This window comes from Pseudomonas lini, assembly GCF_030812475.1.
Classification (GTDB): domain Bacteria; phylum Pseudomonadota; class Gammaproteobacteria; order Pseudomonadales; family Pseudomonadaceae; genus Aquipseudomonas; species Aquipseudomonas lini_A.
In genome coordinates this window covers 400,999-423,452 of sequence record NZ_JAUSSR010000002.1, presented here as the reverse complement: position 1 = coordinate 423,452, position 22,454 = coordinate 400,999, and the positions used below count along the sequence as shown (strand labels likewise).

Genomic DNA, 22,454 nt, shown 5'->3' with positions numbered 1-22,454 from the left:
TTCACTCGTCATCCTCACGCTGCAATTCGAACAGCAGCAGCGAACGCCCGGTGACCGAGTACTCGTGACCGAATTCGAAGCGTTCCTGACCGCGAATGGAAGGTTGGTTGGTGTCGATCATACAGGTCCAGTAACTGCCATCGGGCACTTCCGGCAGCAGGAAATTGACCACATCATGATGGGCGTTAACCACCAGCAGCAGGGTCGCATCGCCACCTTTGCGGCGAATCCCGGTTTCCTGGGCGCGGCCGTCGAGCAGCATGCCCAGGCACCGTCCGTGGGCTTCTTCCCACTGTTCGATGGTCATCTCGCTGCCGTCCGGCGCCAGCCAGGTGACGTCCTTGACCCCGATGTCTTCGTTGTAATTGCCCACCAGGAAACGCCCGCGACGCAGGATCGGGTAGGCCAGGCGCAGCTTGATCAGGCGTTTGACGAACTTGAGCAAGGCCTTGCCGTCTTCGCTCAGGTCCCAGTTGACCCAACCGATCTCGCTGTCCTGGCAATAGGCGTTGTTGTTGCCTTCCTGGGTGCGGGCGAATTCGTCGCCGGCCACCAGCATCGGTGTACCTTGGGACAGCAGCAGCGTGGCGAAGAAGTTACGCATCTGGCGCTGACGCAGTTCATTGATCTCGGGATCGTCGGTCGGACCTTCGACACCGTGGTTCCACGACAGGTTGTTGTTGCTGCCGTCCTGGTTGTCTTCGTCGTTGGCTTCGTTGTGCTTGTCGTTGTACGAGACCAGGTCGTTAAGGGTGAAACCGTCGTGGGCGGTGATGAAGTTCAACGAGGCGTAAGGCCGCCGACCCCGCTGGTTGAACATCTCGCCGGAAGCGGTCATACGGCTGGCGAAGTCCGCGAGCTGGCCATCGTCGCCTTTCCAGAACGCGCGCACGGTGTCGCGAAATTTGTCGTTCCACTCGACCCAACCTGGCGGAAAACCACCGACCTGATAACCGCCGGGGCCGCAATCCCACGGCTCGGCGATCATTTTCACCTGGCGCAGCACCGGGTCCTGGCGACAGGCAACGAGGAAGCTGTGACGTTCGTCGAAGCCTTCGTGGTAACGGCCGAGAATGGTCGCCAGATCGAAGCGGAAACCGTCCACGTGCATTTCCGTGGCCCAGTAGCGCAGGGAGTCGGTGACCATCTGCAGCACACAGGGGTGACTCAGGTCCAGGGTGTTGCCGGTGCCGGAGTCGTTGATGTAGTAGCGTTTGTCATCAGGCATCAAGCGGTAGTACGAGGCATTGTCGATGCCGCGCATGGACAGGGTCGGGCCCTGTTCATTGCCCTCGGCGGTATGGTTGTAGACCACGTCGAGGATCACTTCGAGATTGGCTTCGTGCAGGTGCGCGACCATCTCCTTGAATTCGGCGATCTTGCCGCTGGCCAGGTACCGCGGATCGGGGGCGAAAAAGGCAATGCTGTTGTAGCCCCAGTAATTGGTCATGCCCTTGTGCAGCAAGTGCTGGTCGTTGACGAAGGCATGGATAGGCAGCAACTCCACGGACGACACACCGAGCTTGCGGATATGTTCCAGCACATCATCGACCATCAAGCCGGCGAAGGTGCCACGCTGGTTCTCGGGGACAGAAGGGTGGCGCATGCTGATGCCGCGCACGTGAGTCTCATAAATGATCGTCTTGTCCCACGGTACGCTGACACGATGGTCGTGCCCCCAGGTGTGGGCCGGGTCGATCACCTTGCATTTGGGGACGAAGGGCGCGCTGTCACGCTCATCGAAGCTGAGGTCGGCGTCCGGGTGGCCAATGGTATAGCCGAACAAGGCTTCGGACCATTTCAACTCGCCGACCAATTGCTTGGCATAGGGGTCGATCAGCAATTTGTTGTGGTTGAATCGATGACCGTTGGCCGGGTCGTACGCACCATGGACGCGGTAACCGTAGATCATCCCCGGATGCGCGTCGGGCAGGTAACCGTGATAGATCTCGTCGGTGTATTCCGGCAACTCGATGCGCTCGAGTTCGACTTCGCCGGCGTCATCGAAGATGCACAGCTCCACCTTGGTGGCGTTGGCGGAAAACAAGGCGAAATTGACCCCCAGGCCATCCCAGGTCGCGCCGAGCGGGAAGGGCAGTCCTTCACGGATTCGCGATGGCGTCTCGACGTGCGGTTCTGGCGCGGATTTCTTTGTACTGCTCATACATGCTCCTGCAAAGGGGGACAATTCATGGCTCAGGCGTTTTTCGAGGGCGAGCGAGCCCTCGGTGGCGAGGAGGCACTCGCCACGCATTCAATCGTTCAGGACACGTTAAGGAAGCATTAGACCGCGGGAGGTTTACGCGCGGTGCGAGGCTTCTTCGCGGTGGCTTTTTCACCAGGCGGGATGACCGATGAGGCAGCGGCCGGTTTGGCCTTGGCCTTGGTTTTCGGCTCTACGCCCTTGCCATCCAGGGTCTTGTCATTGACTAACTTGCCGTCGGGCTTTTTCGTCGCTGTCTTGGTGGCGGCAGCTTTACCGCCTGCGGCTTTTGACGATTTGTTCGGTGACAGGGCTTCGGCTTCAGCCAGCTTGCGAGCCATTTCCCAGTGACGGGCGTCCTGGCCTTCGGGCTTTCCTTCCGATTCCCAGATCTGATAGGCAAACTCGCGGATGCGTTTATCTTCGGTACTCATCGCTATGCTCCTGAACTGCACTCAAGTGTCGGTAGTTTGGATAAAGAGATTGACCGGGAATTCCCCCAGCGCAGCGCTGATCATCAGCTCCCCTTGGGTTGTGACTGCGACGCTGGAAAAAAGTCCCTTCAAATGTTCATCAGGGGTGGCGAACGGTAATTTGACCCGGGTATCGCCCCACAGCCGCGCATCGATTTGCGGTTGGGCACTGTTTTTCAGCAACTCGGCGCAGCGGATCGGCACGATCACGATCGCCCGTTTTCCTGCCTCGTAGCGGGCAAACGCCAACACCCGGTGCGCCTGACTGCCGACCACTTCCAGAGCCTGATACGCCCCTCGCCGAAACAACTCGGCGTGTTCGGCCCGCAGGTTCAACGCCTGGGCGATAAGGCTTTGCTTAATGCGCCCGTCCCGCCAGGTTGCCAGCAGTTCGGGCAAATCCGCAGAGGCGTGCAGCGCCCGTTGCCTGTGCGCGTAATCCACCGGCCGCCGATTATCCGGATCCACCAAGGTGAAATCCCAGTACTCGTTGCCCTGATAAAGATCCGGTATGCCCGGCGCGGTCATGCGCAGCAAGGTTTGCGCCAATCCGTTGAGTGCGCCGGGTGCGGCGAGGGAGTTGACCGCCTTGCCCAGGGCTGCGCGCAACAGCTCACCTTCGGGACTGAGCATCAGTCGGTGCAAAAATTGCTGCATCGCTTGTTCGTAAGCGTCGTTGGGTGCGCTCCAGCTGCTTTGCAACTTGGCCTCGCGCAAGGCTTTCTGTTGCCACTGCCAGAGTCGTTGGGTGTACGCCTCGATCGCTACTGGATCTTCACTGCGCAATTCCAGCGGCCAGCTGCCGAGGATCGCTTGATACAGGATCAACTCGTCACCCGTCGATGGCATCTGGTCGTCATCGCGAAGAGGGCGGGCCAGCGCTTGCCAGAGCGGCACTTGCTCGGCATACCAGGCACTGCGTTCGCTCAGCACCGCCAACCGCGCACGGGTGTCTTCGCCGCGCTTGTGGTCGTGGGTGGCGGTGGCCAGCAGATTATCCGGAAACGCTTCGAGACGGCTGATGCAAACGGCATGGAAATCGGCAACCGGCGCGCTGAACTGTTCGGTGCTGAACCCCACGTCATTGCGCGACAGCAACACCGCCGAGCGATAGAACGCGGTATCTTCCACAGCCTTGGCCGCGGCCGGCGAGGTCAACTGCTGAAAGCGCACGCAAGCGTGCTTGAGCATCTTGCGCTGGCGACCCGCCGGGCGTTGGCGCCATGGTTCACCACCGAGCCAGCGGGCCAGGCAATCGAGCACCGGCCAATCGGCCTCGCTGAGCGATTGCCGGGCACCGTCCATGGCCTGCTGGAAAAACACATCGTCTTCGGCACTGCGGCCAAGGGGGCTGATATAGGTGCGATACACCGGGAAGTGCACGATCAATTCCTGCAAAGCCCGCCGAATCGCGCCGAGGGTCAGGTCGCGTGTCATCAGGTCGTCCCGGGCGACTTGCAGCAACGCCTGGGCCACGCTCTCGAAGTCCCCGGCAAGAGAACCGTTAAGGATCTGCTGGCGGGCCAGCTGCGCTTCCTGGCGAAAATCGGCGGGACGTCCGCTGTATCGGCTCCAGAGCTTGCCCAGGGTCTGGGCGCCTTCGGGGTCGTGTTGCAGCAGCGACAACTGGTTCATGAATTCATAACCGGTGGTGCCATCGACGGACCAGTCGCGATGCAGGGTTTCGCCTTCGCCGAGGATCTTCTCGACGAAGATCGGCAGGTGCCGCTGCGGTGACAGGCTATCGACCCGGCGCCGTAATTTACGGCAATAACCCCGGGGGTCGGCAAGGCCGTCGATGTGGTCGATACGCAGACCGTCGACCAGGCCGTCGGCCACCAATTCGAAGATCTTCGCGTGGGTCTCCTCGAACACGGCCGGGCGCTCGACCCGCAGGCCGCCGAGTTCGTTGACATCGAAAAAGCGCCGCCAATTGATATCGTCCGCCGCTGTGCGCCAGCTGGCCAGGCGGTAGCTTTGGCGCTCCAGCAAGTTGTGCAGACGCTCGAATCCCTCGCGCGTGAGCGAATCGTAAGCCTCCACGTTGCGCTGGATCGCTTGCGCAATGGCCGGATCAGCAGCGAGCTCGCGCAGCTCTGTCTTGAGCGGAATCGCCAGGCTGTGTCCGTCCATCTGATAGCTCAAGGCGCTGAAACGGTCGGCCAGGGATTTAAGTTGCTCGGCCTGATCGGCATTCAGCGTGTCATCGGCCTTGAGCAGTTCGCCGTAACCCGTCGGGCAGATCGGGAAGTGATGCTCGTAGTGCTCGACATGAAACGCCCCGTCCTGGGCATCGAAACGCAAGGGCAAGGTGCCGTCCTGCAAGGCGACGCCGTAATCGCTTCCGAGGAAGGGCAGCAACAATTGGCCTGCCATCAACGGATCGGGGGAATGCCACTGGATATCGAAGAACTCGCCGTAGGGGCTCAGGCGTCCCCATTCCAGCAAGTCCAGCCACCAGGGGTTGTCGCCACCGCCGACCGCCATGTGGTTGGACACGATGTCGAGGATCAGCCCCATCCGGTGCTCACGCAAGGTGCTGACCAGGCGGCGCAAGGCCGCTTCGCCGCCCAGCTCCGGGTTGACCGTGGTCGGGTCCACCACATCGTAGCCATGCATGGAGCCGGGGCGGGCGCTCAGCAGGGGTGACGCATAGAGGTGGCTGATGCCCAGGCTGGCGAAATAAGGGACCAGCGGCACGGCCTGGTCCAGGGTGAAACCTTTATGAAACTGCAGTCGCAGGGTGGCCCGCAATGGTTGGATGAGCGCTTGATTCATTGGTCACGCTCGGCCGCCTGAAGTCGCGCGCAGGCGAGCAGTTCCAGGCGCCGGGCGGCGTCCGGGTCATCGAGCAATGTTTCGCTGTCTCCCGGCAAGCGTCGGGACCAGTTGGGGTGGGCGTCGGTGGTGCCGGGCAGGTTGGCCTGCTGTTCGATGCCCAGAGCATCTTCCAGCGGCAGCAACACCAGCGGCGCCGGGGTATGCCCGAGGAAACGGATCGCGGCATCCAGCACCTGATCGGTTTCATGGGATTCTTCGCGGAAATTCTGCGGATCCTCGCTCAACACCCGGCGCAGGCCTTCGCGCTCGCGCTCGCGGTGATGGCGCCATTCGATTTCACTCGAAGCGTCGACCAGCCCGAGACGGGCATTCCAGTCGATGTCGTGGCCGTGCCACCAACCATTGAGAGTCGGCAAGTCATGGGTGCTGGTGGTGGCCAGCGCGTTGTCCGGCCAATCGAGCATGGGCTTGAAGTGGGCATTGTCCTGTTCGAACAACAGCACGCGCATGCCGAGGATCGAACGGGCGATGAGTTTTTCCCGAAGGCCCTCCGGCACTGTCCCCAGGTCTTCACCGAGCACGATGGCTTGATGGCGATGGGATTCGAGGGCCAGCAAGCGCAGCAGGTCGTCCACCGGGTAATACAGGTAGGCGCCGTCCGCCGGGGGGGCGTCATTGGGGATCACCCAGAGCCGTTGCAGGCCCATGACGTGGTCGATGCGCAGGCCTCCGGCGTGGGCGAAGTTATCCCGGAGCATTTCAATGAACGCACGAAAGCCGTTGCGCACCAGGCCTTCGGGGGAGAACGCGGAAATGCCCCAGCCCTGGCCGCTACGGTTGAGAATGTCCGGTGGTGCGCCCACGGTCAGCGAGGCGAGCAATTCGTCCTGGCGACTCCAGGCCTGGCTGCCGCCGCCGTCGGCACCTACCGCCAGGTCGGCGATCAGTCCGATGCTCATGCCGCTGGCGCGGGCGGCGGTTTGTGCGCGCTCCAGGCAGCGAGTGATCAGCCATTGGCAGAAGGCAAAGAAGCCGATGCGGCCGGCGTTTTCTTCGGCAAACGCGGCGAGGGCGGCGCTGCGCGGATCGCGCCATTGTTCGGGCCACTCGCGCCAGTCGAGGCCTTCACCCTTCGCGGCACGGGCTTGCTGAATGGCTTCGAAGCGGCAATGGTTTTCCAGGGCTTCGCCGCCGGCGTGGCGGAAGCTGCTGAAGTCGGCATGCAGCGGGTGTTCGCCCTGGACAAAGCCTTCGTACAGCGCCTGCAGCAGACGATGCTTGGCCTCGGCGGCCACCGGCCAATCGATCAGCGGCAGCTCTTCAAGGTGCTTGAGTTCGGCGGCCAGCCCCGTGGCATCGATCGCCGTGCGCACGGCGCGTTCACCAAGAATGAGACCCGGTGCGGCGTAGAGGCTGTTGAGGAACAGACGGCTGGACGGCGAATAAGGGCTGTAGCGATGGGTGTCGTTGGCGAACATCGCATGCAGCGGGCTGATCGCGATGGCTTCGGCACCACGCTCGCCAGCGACCCGGACCAGATCTTCCAGGGCCTGGGTGTCACCGAAGCCACCGTCGCCGGGACGACGCAAGCCGTACAGCTGGACGCTCAGGCCCCAGGCGCGGGGGATCGGGTTGTTGACCGCATCGCCGACGCTGTAGCAGCGAGCCGGGGCGACGGCCAGGGTAAAGGATTGGCCGTCGATACTGACGTGTTGATAACCGACTGGAATCAGGCCGGGCAGAATCGCTTCGGCGTCCAGTTCAAGGTTGAGCCGCGAGCCATCTTCGAGATGGACCTCGCACGGCGTTTGGGGCTCGAAGTAGTGCGCCAGATTGAGGCCGACGCCGACGTCTGCGGTAATCAGCGGCGGCAGGTGACGGGTCTGTTGCACTTGCTGCAATTGCAGCAGGCTGGCGTCGATTTCCTGTGCGGAGCCGGCGGGGTGGCCGAGTCCGGTGAGGACGTTGCGCAAAACCGATGGGGCGACTTTCTGCGGGCGGCCGTTGGCGTCGATCCAGTCGACAGCCAAACCAGCACGGCTGGCCAGTATTTCCAGTTGCGCATCACTCATTGGCGCTCTCCATCCAGGGGTAGCATAGGGGCTGCGGCCGTGAGGCTGACTAGCGCGCAATACGGGGCAAGCGTGCCCCGATCCAACAGGCCGGCCGACTGAGGTGGGTGTTCGAACAGCAGCGAAGCGTCGGCCTGTGGTGAGTGGACCACAGGCTTGTCGCTGAGGTTCAGGTCAATACGCAGCTGACTGCCATTACCCAGTTGCCAGCGTGCGGTCACCGCGCCCTCGGCCAGGACCTCGGCGCCCAAGGCAACGGTACCCGGCAGATGGGGGATGATGTGTTTATGCCGCAGCCGCAACAGTTGGTGATACAGGCCCTGCATCGCCGATTGCCGGGTGGCGGTCAGTTTGGGCCGGGATGCTTCAAAAGTCTGCCGCGCGTTCGGATCGGGAATCTGTTCGCGTTTATGCGGATCGGTGAACGCGCTGAACGCGGCAAATTCATTGCGTCGTCCCTCGCGCACCAGTTCCGCCAGTTCACCGTGGTGGCTGGTGAAAAACAGGAAGGGCTCTTCGGCGGCGAACTCGTCGCCCATGAACATCAGCGGGATCATCGGTGACAGCAACAGCAGCGCCGTGGCGGCTTTCAAGGCCTCGCGGCTGGTCAGCTGGTGCAAGCGTTCGCCAAAAGCGCGATTGCCGATCTGGTCGTGGTTTTGCAAAAACAGCACAAAAGCACTGGGCGGCAGGTGACCGCTGGGTTCTCCGCGGGGGGTGCCGTGGCGGGTGACGTGACCCTGAAACACGAAACCCTGGCTCAGGCAGCGAGCCAGTTGCTCGGTGGGGTTGTCAGCATAGTCGGCGTAATAAGCATCGGTTTCGCCGGTGAGCAGCACATGCAGGGCGTTATGGCCGTCATCATTCCACTGCGCGTCGAAGCCTTCCTGCAGCAGGCTGGCCTGATTGTGCTCGTTCTCCACCGTCAGCCACACATGACGCGCCGGATCTGTCTGCTCACGAACCCGTTGCGCCAGTTCCTGGAGGAAGTCGGGGCTTTCAATGGCGTGGACCGCGTCCAGGCGCAGGCCGTCGAAGCGGTATTCGAGCAGCCACATCAGCGCGTTTTCGATGAAGAAGTCCCGTACCTCGCGCCGCCGGAAATCAATGGCCGCACCCCAGGGGGTGTGCTTGTCTTCGCGGAAAAAACCCTTGGCGTAGCGATGCAGGTAATTGCCGTCCGGGCCAAAGTGGTTGTAGACCACGTCGAGGATCACCGCCAGGCCGTGGCCGTGGGCGGTGTCGATCAGGTGCTTGAGTTGATCGGGGGTGCCATAGGATGATTGTGGCGCGTAGGGCAGGACGCCGTCGTAGCCCCAATTACGGTCACCGGGGAACTGCGCCAGGGGCATCAGTTCGATCGCGGTAATCCCCAGTTCCACCAGGCGCGCCAGGTGCTTCTCGACGTCACTGAAACCGCCGAGGGCACCGACGTGCAGTTCGTAAATCACCGCTTCGTTCCATGGCCGGCCCAACCAGGTGCTGTGTTGCCAACGATAGGCGAGAGGGTCGACCACGACGCTGTGCAGATGGATATCACCGGCCTGAGCGCGGGAGGCCGGGTCGGGCACCTCCAGCTCCCCATCGATGTTGTAGCGGTAACGCGTGCCCGCCGGGCAGCGGGTATTGATCACGAACCAACCATCGGCCTGAGGCAATAGTGGCAAGGATTGTCCATCTTCCAGTTCGACACTGACAAAAAACGCATCTGGCGCCCACAAGGCAAAACGCGTGTGTTCTGCGTCCAGCATAATTGCGCCGTGGGGCCAGGTCTCAAGGGTCCGTAACGGCATCTATGAAAACCTCTTACTGTCTGTGCGATTTACCCAGTGCTTTAGCCACCAGCTGTTCGTAAAGTTCGGCGTAGGGTTCGACCGCCTTGCACCAGTTGAATGGCGCGGCCATGGCACGGCAGCGCATGGCATTGAGCAGGTCGGGGTAGGCGAATACCTTGAATGCCCGGCTCAGGGCTTCCTGGTAACTTTCCACTGTGGATTCGTCGAACAGGAACCCGGTCACGCCATTTTCGATGGTGTCGGCCAAGCCACCGGTATTGCGTGCCACCGGCAATGAACCGAAGCGCTGGGCGTACATCTGGCTCAGGCCGCAAGGCTCGTAGCGCGACGGCATCAGCAGGAAGTCGCTGCCGGCGAACATGCGTCGGGCGTCGGTTTCATTGAAGCCAATGCGCACGCCGATTCGCCCCGGGAAACGCAGGGCCAGCTCACGCATCGCTTGCTCTTCTTCCGGCTCGCCACGTCCGATGATCGCGATCTGGCCACCGGATTCGACGATGTATTCGGAGACGGCTTCGGTCAGGTCCAGGCCTTTTTGATAAACCAGGCGCGAGACCACCGCAAACAGCGGGCCTTCGGAGTCATCCAGGCCGAACAGGTCTCGAACGTGGGCGGCATTGACGGCCTTGCCTTCCCAGTCGCCGATGCTGAACGGGCAGAACAGATGCGGGTCGGTAGCCGCATCCCAACTTTCATCGATGCCGTTGGGGATACCGCTGAGCAGCCCTTGCTGGGTCTTGGCGGCGAGAAAACCGTCGAGGCCGCAGCCGAAGGCCGGGGTGGTGATCTCCTGAGCGTAAGTCGCGCTGACCGTGGTGATATGGCTGGAATAGGCCATGCCGGCCTTGAGGAACGACATCTTGCCGTAGAACTCCATGCCGTCCTGTTGCAGTGCATGGTTGGGAATTCCCAGTTCCGGGCATGATCCCAGACTGGTCACGCCCTGATACGCCAGATTGTGGATGGTGAACAGGGTCGGGGTGCGCTGTCCACGCCAGTGCATATAGGCAGGCGCCAGGCCGGCCGGCCAGTCATGGGCGTGCACCAGGTCCGGGCACCAGTGGATTTGTGCGAGGTTGGCGGCGATATCGGCCGCCGCCAGGCCCAGTCGGGCGAAGCGAATATGGTTGTCCGGCCAGTCGCGACCGTTGTTGGCGCCGTAGGGCGACCCTTCGCGCTCGTAGAGTTCGGGGCAGATCAACACGTAAATGACCAGGCCATCGGGCATGTCCATGCGCCCGATCTTGCCGGGGGGAAGGGCTGCGTGACCGCCCAGCTCACCAATGATATGAATGGGGTTTTCGCTGTTCAGCACCTGCGGGTATCCGGGTATAAGCACACGCACATCGTGCAGTTGAGCCATGGCCCGGGGCAGCGCCGCGGAAACGTCGCCCAGGCCGCCGGTCTTCACCAGATCGGCAATTTCGGAGGTGACGAACAGGACTTTCTTTCTATTGGGGTTGTGCCTGGCAACCGGTGCCAGCGACTTGGTGCCGGGGACGCTGATCGTTTGGGCATTGCCTGTACTCACGACGCTCGACTCGCCGACCTGCTGATGAGCACGTTCTCCCTGAATATCTAAAGCCGCACTGATCATATGAATCTCCCGTGTTATTGATCTAATTCTTAGGTCTGGCAGACGATGTTCCATGGCCAATTCACCTGGCCGGGCGCAAACGCGCTACGCATCGGAGAGCAAATGCTGCCCATGCGTTGAAGCAGAAACGCTTGAAATGGACATTGCAAGGATTGCACCAGTCGCAACACTCCTCCCTTTCAGGTGACCCGTCGCGACGGGTAAAAGTTTCGAGTTTTTTTTCACTTTATGACTGACCGGTTTTGCCTCGCGCAAAGGAGTCTAGGCCAGAACTTAGAGCGGGGAAGGCCGAATGGCAAAATTGTTCGACAATCGGTCCAAAGAGGCACGGACGTCCCGTTTTGAAGGCGCAATCCACCGACGAAGGGCGACTTTTTCAAGGATTTGGCGCCAATAAATCGAAGTGATGACACATTATCGTGCACGGTCTTACGGGACCGATGCGCTTTTATGGTGCGCCGGATGGGTCCCGCTTTTGGCTGAACCGCTGCCTTCGGGGCACCTTGCGGCCTTGGTATAGTTCGGCTCTCGTTCTTGCCCGGTAAAGGATCACTCCCATGGCTCAGTACACCGCATTCACCGTCGAACTGGCGGACAAGATCGCCCATGTGCAGATCAATCGCCCTGAAAAGATCAATTCGATGAACGCGGCGTTCTGGAGCGAAATCATCGAGATTTTCCAATGGGTCGACGACACCGATGAAGTGCGGGTGGTGGTACTCAGTGGCGCCGGCAAGCATTTCTCTTCCGGCATCGACCTGATGATGCTGGCCGGCGTGGCCAATGAACTGGGCAAGGATGTCGGGCGTAACGCGCGCCTGCTGCGGCACAAGATCCTGGCGCTGCAGGCGTCGTTCAATGCCGTCGACCAATGCCGCAAGCCGGTGCTGGCGGCGGTGCAGGGTTATTGCCTGGGGGGCGCCATCGACCTGATTGCCGCCTGCGACATGCGCTACGCCGCCGAAGACGCGCAATTCTCGATCAAGGAAATCGACATCGGCATGGCCGCCGACGTCGGCACCTTGCAACGCTTGCCGCGGATCATCGGTGACGGCATGCTGCGTGAACTGGCTTACACTGGTCGCTCGTTTGGCGCCGAGGAAGCGCGGGGCATGGGCCTGGTCAATCGCGTCTACAGCGACACTGCCAGCCTGCTTGATGGCGTGATGGGCATCGCCCGGGAGATCGCCGGCAAGTCGCCGATCGCCATCAGCGGCACCAAGGAGATGATCAGCTACATGCGCGACCATCGCATCGACGACGGCCTCGAATACGTCGCCACCTGGAACGCCGCCATGCTGCAATCCACCGATCTGCGCGTGGCCATGGCCGCCCATATGAGCAAACAGAAACCTGAATTTCTGGATTGATTAACATGACTTCTCGCTGGACCACTGCAGTACTGGACACCGATCAACCCGGCGGCTGGGCCGTAGCGCGCAGCCCCGAAGGCTTTCTGTACGACGACAATGGCGCGCTGTTTCCACGGGAGTGGCTCAAACGCCAGGACCTGTCGATCCTCGCCGAGCACGGCATCGGTCACCTGGATGGTGAACCGGTCTATCTGCTGGAGCTGCGCAGTCACAGCGAAGTACCGGGCTGCAACTGGAAAGGCTTGCGCGCGTTCATGCTCGAAAGCGACCACGGGGTGTTCAAGGTGCTCGGTTATGCCGCGCAGATCGGCACCTGGGCTCGCGAACATCGCTTCTGCGGCAATTGCGGGCAGGCGACCCGCCAGGTCGTGCGCGAACGGGCGATGTACTGCGAGCCGTGCGATTTACGTTATTACCCGCGCATCTCGCCGAGCATGATCGTGCTGATCACCCGTGGCGACGAAATCCTGCTGGCGCGTTCTCCGCGTTTTGTCAGCGGGGTCTATAGCACCTTGGCGGGGTTCGCCGAGCCGGGCGAGTCGGCCGAGGACTGCCTGGTTCGCGAGGTGCATGAAGAGGTGCAGATCGAAGTCAGGAACATCCAGTACATGGGCAGCCAGTGCTGGCCGTTCCCCCATTCGATGATGCTCGGCTTCCATGCCGAGTACGCTGGTGGCGAGATCGTGTGCCAGGAGGACGAGATCGAAGACGCCCAGTGGTTCAACGTCAACGAGCTGCCGCCATTGCCGGCGTCACGCTCGATTGCCCGTTACCTGATCGACGTCTACGTGGCAAGACGCCTAGGCCACGCTGAACCAGTGTTGCCAGGCTAACCGCACCGTCAGGCCCAGCACCACGGTAATGAACACCGGGCGAATGAATTTCGCACCGCCACTGATGGCGGTGCGAGCGCCGAAGAACGCGCCGACCATCACCGACAGGCCCATGCTCAGGCCGATGATCCAGTCCACCTGCCCGGAAAACACGAACACCGACAGCGCCGCAATGTTGCTGACGAAGTTCATGCTGCGCGCCACGCCGCTGGCCTTCACCAGGTCGATGGGGTACATCAGCATGCTGCTGACGGTCCAGAAAGCCCCGGTGCCGGGGCCGGCCACGCCATCGTAGAAGCCGAGGCTGAAACCCTGGCTCGATTGCCACTTTTTCCTGATCGGTGCATCGCTGTCCAGTGGCGCCTTCGGCGTGCCGCCAAACAATAGATAGAGGCCGCAGGCGAAGACAATCACCGGAAGCATCTTGTTCAACCATTCCGCGGGCAGGTAATGGGCGACCACGGCACCGGTGAGGGCGCCGACCAGAGTGCCGACTATGGCATGCACCCACTGTCTTGGATGGAACAGCTTGCGGCGGTAGAACGTGAAGCTCGCGGTGGCCGAGCCGAAGGTCGAACTGAGTTTGTTGGTGCCCAGCACCAGGTGCGGTGGCAGGCCGGCGGTCAACAGTGCGGGCGTGGTCAACAAACCACCACCGCCGGCGATGGCGTCGATGAAACCGGCAACAAAAGCGACAAGGGCGAGGATGGCCAGGGTGGTGAGGTCAACGCTGAGTTCGAAAGGCATGGAATCGGCTTATTCGGCAGGACGAGGCTGCGGGGGAGGGCCGGTATCTTACCTACATCCATTGTTGTGGGCGACCGCGTTTGTTTGTGTAAACGTGGGTAATCGCGATTTCTAATGCAGGAACCGGCTTGCCGGCGAAGGCGTCTGCATGGGCGGTGCAGGGCTTGAGGCCGCTTTCGCTGGCAAGCCAGCTCCTACAGGGGGCTGTGTGGTCTAGAGACCGAGGTCGGACAGGCCTGGATGTTCGTCTGGACGACGTCCCAGCGGCCAGTGGAATTTTCGCTCGCCTTCCTTGATAGGCATGTCGTTGATGCTGGCGAACCGGTGGGCCATCAAACCGTCTTCGTTGAACTCCCAATTCTCGTTGCCATAAGACCGGAACCAGTTGCCCGAGTCGTCGTGCCATTCGTAGGCGTAACGCACGGCGATGCGGTTGTCTGTAAAGGCCCAGAGCTCCTTGATCAAGCGATAGTCGAGTTCCTTGGCCCATTTGCGAGTCAGAAAGTCCTTGGCTTCTTCGCGGTTGTTGGCGAATTCGGCGCGGTTGCGCCACCGGGTGTCCAGGGTATAGGCACGCGACACCCGTTCCGGGTCACGGGAGTTCCAGCCGTCCTCGGCCAGGCGAACTTTCTCGATGGCCGATTCACGGGTGAAGGGCGGTAACGGCGGACGAACTTCGGCGTTAGACATTTAAAATCTCCCTGGCAGATTGACGTTTTAGTTTAGCGCCTGTGAAACCGCCTTCGCGAGCAGGCTAGCCACAGGGGAAATGCATTTCAATGTGTGAGCGAGACCGGCTTGCCGGCGAAGAAGCCATCACAGACACCCACAAGACCCGAACCCCTCCATGGTGTAAGCTCTCAAACTCTTCGGATTCGACCCACTGCGAGCCCTATGCCGTCGCTTTTCAAACGCTCTCTGCTGCCCAAACTGCGCAGTTTTCCGCTGACCGCCGATGCCGTCACCATTCTTTCCGGCGCTGCCGAATTCCGCCGTTGCCTGCTGGAAAAAATCGCCCAGGCGACCCGGCGCATCTACATCGTCGCGCTCTACCTGCAGCAGGACGAAGCCGGCCAGGAAATCCTCGATGCCCTGCATGCCGCCAAGCTGGCGCGTCCGGAACTGGATGTGGTGGTGGTCGTCGACTGGCTGCGGGCCCAGCGTGGCTTGATCGGTGCCGGCAAGCAGCCGGGCAACAGCGCCTGGTATCAGGACATCACCCGCACCCATGAAAGCGTGGTGCCGGTGTATGGCGTTCCGGTACAGACCCGGGAACTGTTCGGCGTCCTGCACTTAAAGGGTTTTGTGATCGACGACTGCGTGATCTACAGCGGCGCCAGTCTGAACAACGTCTATCTGCACAAGTTCGACAAGTACCGCTACGACCGTTATCACCTGCTGCACAACAGCGCGCTGGCCGATTCGATGCAGCATCTGGTCCAGCACGGCCTGATCGCCTCCAAGGCGGTGCATCGCCTGGACCTGCCCAACCTGCCGACCACCCGCAGCCTGCGCAACGACATCGGCGACCTGCGCAGCCGCCTCAAGCACGCGGCGTACGACACCACGGCGGGCACTATCGCCAAGGACGGCTTGACCGTCAGCCCGTTGCTAGGCGTGGGCAAGAACAACCCGTTGAGCCGGGTGATTTGCGAGTTGATCGCCAGTGCCCGCGATCAACTGACGATCTGTACGCCGTACTTCAATCTGCCGCTGGCGGTCACCCGGGAAATCAACCGAGCCCTGGCGCGTGGGGTGAAGATCGACATCGTGGTCGGGGACAAGACCGCCAACGATTTCTACATCCCGCCGAGCGAACCGTTCAAAGTGATCGCCGCGCTGCCGTACCTGTACGAAATCAGCCTGCGGCGCTTCGCCAAACGCCATCATCGCAGCATCGACAGCGGTCTGTTGAACCTGCACCTGTGGAAAGACGGCGACAACACCTATCACCTCAAAGGCATGTGGATCGATCAGCGCTACACCTTGTTGACCGGCAACAACCTCAACCCGCGGGCATTCCGCCTGGACCTGGAAAACGCGCTGCTGATCGATGACCCCAAGGGTGAATTGCTCGTGCCGCGGGAAAAAGAGCTGGACGAGATTTTCCAGCACACCCGCCGCATCGAGCGTTACCAGGCGCTCGACACGCTGCTGGAATACCCGCCGGCGGTGGCCAGATTTCTCAAGCGCGTGAGCAGGGTGCGGATCGAGCGGTTGCTCTATCGGATTCTTTAATGTCGGAAAAAGACACCATTTCGATGCAATTGGTGCGAGAAGCACTGTTGCAAAGTTGCGTCCCGGGCGCTCCCACTGAAGAAGTGTTGAACAAGGTCGGCATCGATCCGGCCCTGTTGCAAACCGCCGAGGCCCGGGTCCCGGCCACTGCGTATGCTCGCCTGTGGCGATTGCTGGCCCGGCGCGGGGACGACGAGTTTTTTGGCATGGACCCGCGCAAGCTCAAGTCCGGCAGCCTGGCATTTCTCTGTCATTGCGCCATGGTCCAGCCGAACCTGGGCGCCGGCCTGACCTCGGGCCTGGATTTTCTGTCGCTGATGCTGGAACACCTGCCCGCCCAGTTGGTTCGCCAACAGAGCCTGGCGGAGATCGTGCTGCTGGAGGACGACCAGGACCCGCGTCGGGCCTTCACCTATTTCACCTACTGGATGATCGTCCACGGCGTGGCCTGCTGGCTGGCAGGGCGACGGATTCCGATCCTGGCGATCGAACTTCGCTGCCCGCAACCGGATTTCTGTGGTGACTATCAGGTCATGTTTTCCGAAAACCTGCGTTTCGACCGGCCGCGCACGCGAATGATCTTCTCCGCCGAATGCCTGGATCTGCCCATCAAGCGCACGGCTGAAGAACTCAAGCGTTTCCTGGCGCATGCGCCGGCCAATATCCTGGTCAAGTACCGCGATCCGCAAAGCCTGGCCAGCCGGATCAAGCATGATTTGCGGCAATTGCCCGCCGAACGCTGGCCCGAAACCGAGGCTTTGGCGCAACGACTGTGCATGTCGGCCTCGACCTTGCGCCGACGCCTGGCCGAAGAAGGGCAAACCTATCAAGGACTCAAGGACAGCGTGCGCAAGGAATTGGCGATCGTGTGGCTGGCCGAGCCCTCCATCAGTTTTGCCGAGATTGCCACGCGCCTGGGGTTTGCCGATGCCAGTTCGTTCTATAAGGCGTTTCGAAAGTGGTCGGGGTCGAATCCGGGGCATTATCGGAGTTTGATCCTCAACGAGGCTGGCTGATCCGGATTTTGTGGTGATCAGGCTGACGCCTTCGCTGCGGTGCGGCGATCCGACAAGCCAGCACCTACAGGGGGCTGCGGAGTACACGAAACTTGTGAACAACGCCAATCACTGTAGGAGCTGGCTTGTCGGATCGCCGCACCGCAGCGAAGGCGTCAGCACAGGCGCCACACCTCTGGGATCTTGGCCAAACCAGTCAAACAACTTGATAGCTTTGACCATTGCCCCGCCCCCCATGTAGAGCGAGTATTTCCCTGTTACTTACGGTTCCCCCAACCTAATAAGAAGACACAGGGATTCTGGCAATGCGCGATTACTTGTCTGCCACGTCACAGTTCGATTACCAGCACACCGTGGACGCCGCACTCGCGGGCGATTTGACGGCCCTCAACGCCTGTGTCGAGTGTTGCGACCGGCATGCCTTGCCGGGGCGCATCGCGCTGTTCTGGGAAGGCCGGGACGGCGCCAGCGCGGCCTACACCTTTACCGACCTGCAGGATAAAGCGGCAAGGTTTGCCAACTATCTCCTCGCCCAGGGCGTGAAGAAGGGCGACAAGGTTGCTGGCCTGCTGCCGCGCAATATCGAGTTGTTGATCACCGTGTTCGCCACCTGGCGCATCGGCGCGGTTTACCAACCGCTGTTCACCGCCTTCGGCCCCAAAGCCATCGAGCATCGCTTGAGCAGCTCCGGCGCCAAAGTGGTGGTCACCGATGCGGTCAATCGCCCGAAACTGAGTGAAGTGGCCGACTGCCCGACCATCGTTACCGTCGCCGGTCCCAAGGGGCAGGGCATCGTCCGGGGCGATTACAGTTTCTGGGCCGAACTGGCCAATTATTCCGCCCAGTGCGAGCCGGTGCTGCTGACCGGCGAAGACCCGTTCCTGCTGATGTTCACCTCGGGCACCACCGGCCCGTCCAAGGCCCTGTCGGTGCCGCTCAAGGCCATTGTCGCCTTCCAGAGCTACACCCGCGACGCCGTGGACCTGCGCCCTGAAGATGCGTTCTGGAACGTCGCCGATCCGGGCTGGGCCTATGGCATCTATTTCGGCGTCACCGGGCCGATGGCCATGGGGCATCCGATCACGTTCTACGACGGCCCGTTCACCCTCGAAAGCACCTGCCGGGTGATCAACAAATACGGGATCACCAACCTCACCGGCTCACCGACTGCCTATCGCTTGTTGATCGCCGGCGGCGACGAGTTCGCCCGCTCGATCAAGGGCAAGCTGCGCATCGTCAGCAGCGCCGGCGAGCCGCTGAACCCGGAAGTGATCCGCTGGTTCGCCGACAACCTTGGCGTAGTGATCCACGACCATTACGGCCAGACCGAACTGGGCATGGTGCTGTGCAATCACCATGGCCTGGAGCACCCGATCCACATGGGCGCCGCTGGATTTGCCTCGCCGGGCCACCGCATCGTGGTGCTGGACGACGAGTACAAGGAACTCGGCGTCGGCCAGCCGGGCATCCTGGCCATCGATCGCACCCAGTCGCCGATGTGCTGGTTCGGCGGTTACGAAGGTGCGCCGACCAAGGCCTTCGTCGGCAATTATTACCTGAGCGGCGACACCGTCGAGTGGAACCCGGACGGCAGCATCAGCTTCGTCGGCCGCAGCGACGATGTGATCACCACGTCGGGCTACCGGGTCGGTCCGTTCGACGTCGAAAGCGCGCTGATCGAACACCCGGCCGTGGTTGAAGCGGCGGTGGTCGGCAAGCCTGATCCGGAACGCACCGAGCTGGTCAAGGCCTTCGTTGTGCTCAGCGCGCAATACCGTCCTGAGCCGGAGCTGGCCGAAGAACTGCGTCAACACGTGCGCAAGCGCCTGGCCGCGCACTCATACCCCCGTGAAATCGAATTTGTCAGCGAGTTGCCGAAAACCCCTAGCGGCAAGTTGCAGCGCTTTATCTTGCGCAACCAGGAAATCGCCAAGGCTCAAGAGGCTATGGCGAAAAACGTTCAAGCTTGAATCCAAGGACACAATGATGCAGATCGCAAACAAGGTTTTTCTCGTCACCGGCGGTGCTTCCGGTCTCGGTGCCGCCACGGCTGAAATGCTGGTCGCGGCAGGCGCCAAGGTCATGCTGGTAGACATGAACGCCGAGGCGGTTGCCGCTCAGGCCCAACGTCTCGGCGCGCAAAGCGTGGTCGCCGATATCAGCAACGAAGCGGCGGCCGAAGCCGCGGTGCAGGCGACGGTCAAGGCGTTCGGCGGGCTCAATGGCCTGGTCAACTGCGCCGGCATCGTGCGCGGCGAGAAAATCCTCGGCAAGACCGGCCCGCACGTGCTGGCCAATTTCAGCCAGGTGATCAACGTCAACCTGATCGGCAGCTTCAACATGCTGCGCCTGGCCGCGGCGGCGATTGCCGAGACCGAAGCGGATGCCGATGGCGAGCGCGGTGTGATCATCAACACCGCCTCGGCGGCTGCCTATGACGGTCAGATCGGCCAGGCCGCCTACGCAGCCTCCAAAGGCGCGATCGTCAGCCTGACCTTGCCCGCCGCCCGTGAATTGGCGCGCTTCGGCATCCGCGTCATGACCATCGCCCCGGGGATTTTCGAAACGCCGATGATGGCTGGCATGACCCCTGAAGTCCGCGCATCCCTCGCTGCAGGCGTGCCGTTTCCGCCGCGCCTGGGCAAACCGGGCGAGTATGCCGGGCTGGTCAGGCATATCATTGAAAACAGCATGCTCAATGGCGAGGTGATCCGTCTCGACGGCGCCTTGCGCATGGCCGCCAAGTAAAGAGGATTTGTCATGACTATTGCCAATGATCCAATTGTTATCGTCAGCGCCGTCCGCACCCCGATGGGCGGTTTCCAGGGCGAACTGAAAAGCCTGACCGCGCCGCAACTCGGTGCGGCAGCGATCAAAGCCGCGGTTGAACGCGCCGGTATTGCAGCGGATGCGGTTGAAGAAGTGCTGTTTGGCTGCGTACTGCCCGCCGGCCTCGGCCAGGCCCCGGCGCGTCAGGCCGCACTGGGCGCCGGGCTGGATAAATCGACCCGTTGCACCACCCTGAACAAGATGTGCGGCTCGGGCATGGAGGCGGCCATTCTGGCGCATGACATGCTGGTGGCCGGCAGCGCCGAGGTGGTGGTCGCCGGCGGCATGGAAAGCATGTCCAACGCGCCGTACCTGCTCGACCGCGCGCGCAGCGGATACCGCATGGGCCACGGCCGCGTACTCGATCACATGTTTCTGGACGGTCTGGAAGACGCTTACGACAAGGGCCGCTTGATGGGCACCTTCGCCGAGGATTGCGCCGAAACCAACGGGTTCACCCGGGAAGCCCAGGACGCGTTTGCCATTGCCTCGACCACCCGTGCGCAGCAGGCGATCAAGGACGGCAGCTTCAGGGACGAGATCGTGCCGCTTACCGTGACCGTGGGCAAAGAGCAGGTCCTGATCAGCAACGACGAGCAGCCACCGAAAGCCCGACTGGACAAGATCGCCTCGCTCAAACCGGCGTTCCGCGACGGTGGCACCGTTACCGCGGCCAACTCGAGCTCAATCTCCGATGGCGCTGCGGCACTGGTACTGATGCGCCGCTCCGAAGCCGAGAAGCGCGGTCTGAAACCGCTGGCGGTGATTCACGGCCACGCCGCATTTGCCGATACCCCGGGCCTGTTCCCGGTAGCTCCGGTGGGCGCGATCCAGAAACTGATGAAGAAAACCGGCTGGTCCCTGGACGAAGTGGACCTGGTGGAGGTCAACGAGGCCTTCGCCGTGGTCAGTCTGGTGACCATGACCAAACTGGAAATCCCCCACGAGAAGATCAACGTTCATGGCGGCGCTTGTGCTCTCGGCCACCCCATCGGTGCGTCTGGTGCGCGGATCCTTGTGACCCTGCTCTCGGCCCTGCGCCAGAAAGGCCTGAAACGAGGTGTCGCGGCGATTTGCATCGGCGGCGGCGAAGCGACGGCCATGGCGGTGGAATGCCTCTACTGAGGCTGACACCAATCCCTGTAGGAGCTGGCTTGTCGAATCGTCGAACCGCAGCGAAGGACGTCAACGATAACGCGTGCTGCCTGGATACACGCGTCGCCCTCACGTCCATCGCGAGCAAGCTCGCTCCTACAAGGGGCAGGGGGCAACTTTAATTTTAAGGATTCACCATGATCCCCAATGACGACCAACAACAAATCCGCGATATGGCCCGGCAGTTCGCCGAGGAACGGCTGAAACCGTTCGCCGCCGAATGGGACCGCGAACATCGCTTCCCCAAGGACGCCATCGGCGAGATGGCGCAGTTGGGCTTCTTCGGCATGCTGGTGCCGGAAGAGTGGGGCGGTTGCGACACTGGTTACCTGGCCTACGCCATGGCCCTGGAGGAAATCGCCGCCGGCGACGGTTCCTGCTCGACCATCATGAGCGTGCACAACTCGGTGGGGTGCGTGCCGATCCTCAAGTACGGCAACGACGAGCAGAAAGAGCGCTTCCTCAAACCGCTGGCCAGCGGCGCGATGCTGGGTGCCTTCGCCCTGACCGAACCCCAGGCCGGCTCAGATGCCAGTGGCCTGAAGACCCGCGCCCGGCTGAACGGCGACCACTACGTGCTCAACGGCTGCAAGCAGTTCATCACGTCGGGGCAAAACGCCGGGGTGGTGATCGTGTTCGCCGTGACTGATCCGGGGGCTGGCAAGCGTGGCATCAGCGCGTTCATCGTGCCGACCGACTCACCGGGTTACAAGGTCGCACGGGTCGAAGACAAGCTGGGTCAACACGCGTCCGACACGTGCCAGATCCTGTTTGAAGACGTGAAGGTGCCGTTAGGCAACCGTCTGGGCGAGGAGGGCGAAGGGTACCGGATCGCCCTGGCCAACCTCGAAGGCGGCCGTGTCGGCATTGCCTCGCAATCGGTGGGCATGGCCCGCGCCGCGTTCGAAGCGGCCCGCGACTACGCCCGCGAACGTGAGAGCTTTGGCAAGCCGATCATTGAACACCAGGCGGTAGCGTTCCGCCTGGCCGATATGGCCACCCAGATCGCCGTGGCCCGGCAGATGGTGCACTACGCCGCGGCCCTGCGTGACAGCGGCAAACCAGCCTTGGTCGAAGCGTCGATGGCCAAGCTGTTCGCTTCGGAAATGGCCGAGAAGGTATGCTCTTGGGCCTTGCAAACCCTTGGCGGTTACGGTTATCTGAACGATTTCCCGCTGGAGCGGATCTACCGCGACGTGCGTGTCTGCCAGATCTACGAAGGCACCAGCGATATTCAGCGCATGGTCATTTCGCGCAATCTTTGAAACCACCCGGTAGGCCCCTGGAACCGTAAAACCGTACACGGTGGGACAAGGCTTTAACAATACTTAGGAGTCATAC

16 protein-coding genes are annotated in these 22,454 nt (G+C 61.8%); 8 read left to right on the top strand and 8 right to left on the bottom strand.

The window, feature by feature from the left end; genetic code table 11:
• Position 1 precedes the first annotated feature (1 nt).
• The 6 genes from glgX to glgA all read right to left on the bottom strand — a co-directional run bounded on the left by glgX (position 2) and on the right by glgA (position 10,922).
• A complete protein-coding gene (gene glgX, locus J2W17_RS05755) occupies positions 2 to 2,164 on the bottom strand; it encodes a glycogen debranching protein GlgX (protein WP_307330544.1) in 2,163 nt (720 codons plus the stop codon).
• 119 nt (positions 2,165 to 2,283) lie between these two features.
• Positions 2,284 to 2,637 carry a DUF2934 domain-containing protein gene (locus tag J2W17_RS05750; RefSeq protein ID WP_307330543.1) on the bottom strand — a complete coding sequence of 118 codons (354 nt, stop codon included), beginning with the start codon at positions 2,635 to 2,637 and terminating at the stop codon, positions 2,284 to 2,286.
• A gap of 21 nt (positions 2,638 to 2,658) precedes the next feature.
• A complete protein-coding gene (locus tag J2W17_RS05745; protein WP_307330541.1) occupies positions 2,659 to 5,454 on the bottom strand; it encodes a malto-oligosyltrehalose synthase in 2,796 nt (931 codons plus the stop codon).
• Positions 5,451 to 7,529 (bottom strand): 4-alpha-glucanotransferase, encoded by a 2,079-nt coding sequence (gene malQ / locus J2W17_RS05740; protein ID WP_307330539.1) that lies wholly within the window; start codon positions 7,527 to 7,529, stop codon positions 5,451 to 5,453. The genes J2W17_RS05745 and malQ overlap by 4 nt, the downstream gene beginning before the upstream one ends.
• Entirely contained in the window at positions 7,526 to 9,322 is a 1,797-nt protein-coding gene (treZ, locus tag J2W17_RS05735) for a malto-oligosyltrehalose trehalohydrolase (RefSeq protein ID WP_307330537.1), read from the bottom strand. The genes malQ and treZ overlap by 4 nt, the downstream gene beginning before the upstream one ends.
• Positions 9,323 to 9,335: 13 nt before the next feature.
• Entirely contained in the window at positions 9,336 to 10,922 is a 1,587-nt protein-coding gene (gene glgA / locus J2W17_RS05730; protein WP_307330535.1) for a glycogen synthase GlgA, read from the bottom strand.
• Between the two features lie 557 nt (positions 10,923 to 11,479).
• Here glgA and J2W17_RS05725 point away from each other — a divergent pair.
• Both J2W17_RS05725 and nudC read left to right on the top strand, forming a co-directional pair.
• Positions 11,480 to 12,292: a crotonase/enoyl-CoA hydratase family protein gene (locus J2W17_RS05725; protein WP_307330533.1), complete on the top strand. Its 813-nt coding sequence runs from the start codon at positions 11,480 to 11,482 to the stop codon at positions 12,290 to 12,292.
• 5 nt (positions 12,293 to 12,297) lie between these two features.
• The gene (gene nudC, locus J2W17_RS05720; protein ID WP_307330530.1) at positions 12,298 to 13,128 is read left to right on the top strand and encodes an NAD(+) diphosphatase; all 831 of its coding nucleotides are present in this window, start codon (positions 12,298 to 12,300) and stop codon (positions 13,126 to 13,128) included.
• Here nudC and J2W17_RS05715 read toward each other — a convergent pair.
• Positions 13,096 to 13,875: a TSUP family transporter gene (locus J2W17_RS05715; RefSeq protein WP_307330527.1), complete on the bottom strand. Its 780-nt coding sequence runs from the start codon at positions 13,873 to 13,875 to the stop codon at positions 13,096 to 13,098. The genes nudC and J2W17_RS05715 overlap by 33 nt on opposite strands.
• A 213-nt stretch (positions 13,876 to 14,088) precedes the next feature.
• Positions 14,089 to 14,565 (bottom strand): nuclear transport factor 2 family protein, encoded by a 477-nt coding sequence (locus tag J2W17_RS05710; protein ID WP_307330525.1) that lies wholly within the window; start codon positions 14,563 to 14,565, stop codon positions 14,089 to 14,091.
• A 204-nt stretch (positions 14,566 to 14,769) separates the two neighbouring features.
• Between J2W17_RS05710 and pssA the strand changes: the two genes are divergently transcribed.
• The 6 genes from pssA to J2W17_RS05680 all read left to right on the top strand — a co-directional run bounded on the left by pssA (position 14,770) and on the right by J2W17_RS05680 (position 22,378).
• Positions 14,770 to 16,113: a CDP-diacylglycerol--serine O-phosphatidyltransferase gene (gene pssA, locus J2W17_RS05705; protein ID WP_307330523.1), complete on the top strand. Its 1,344-nt coding sequence runs from the start codon at positions 14,770 to 14,772 to the stop codon at positions 16,111 to 16,113.
• Positions 16,113 to 17,129 (top strand): AraC family transcriptional regulator, encoded by a 1,017-nt coding sequence (locus tag J2W17_RS05700; RefSeq protein WP_307330520.1) that lies wholly within the window; start codon positions 16,113 to 16,115, stop codon positions 17,127 to 17,129. The genes pssA and J2W17_RS05700 overlap by 1 nt, the downstream gene beginning before the upstream one ends.
• Before the next feature lie 305 nt (positions 17,130 to 17,434).
• A complete protein-coding gene (locus J2W17_RS05695; protein WP_307330517.1) occupies positions 17,435 to 19,099 on the top strand; it encodes an AMP-binding protein in 1,665 nt (554 codons plus the stop codon).
• A gap of 16 nt (positions 19,100 to 19,115) precedes the next feature.
• Positions 19,116 to 19,877: an SDR family NAD(P)-dependent oxidoreductase gene (locus J2W17_RS05690; protein ID WP_307330514.1), complete on the top strand. Its 762-nt coding sequence runs from the start codon at positions 19,116 to 19,118 to the stop codon at positions 19,875 to 19,877.
• Between the two features lie 12 nt (positions 19,878 to 19,889).
• Positions 19,890 to 21,083 (top strand): acetyl-CoA C-acyltransferase, encoded by a 1,194-nt coding sequence (locus J2W17_RS05685; RefSeq protein WP_307330511.1) that lies wholly within the window; start codon positions 19,890 to 19,892, stop codon positions 21,081 to 21,083.
• A gap of 167 nt (positions 21,084 to 21,250) precedes the next feature.
• Entirely contained in the window at positions 21,251 to 22,378 is a 1,128-nt protein-coding gene (locus J2W17_RS05680; RefSeq protein WP_307330509.1) for an acyl-CoA dehydrogenase, read from the top strand.
• Positions 22,379 to 22,454 lie beyond the last annotated feature (76 nt).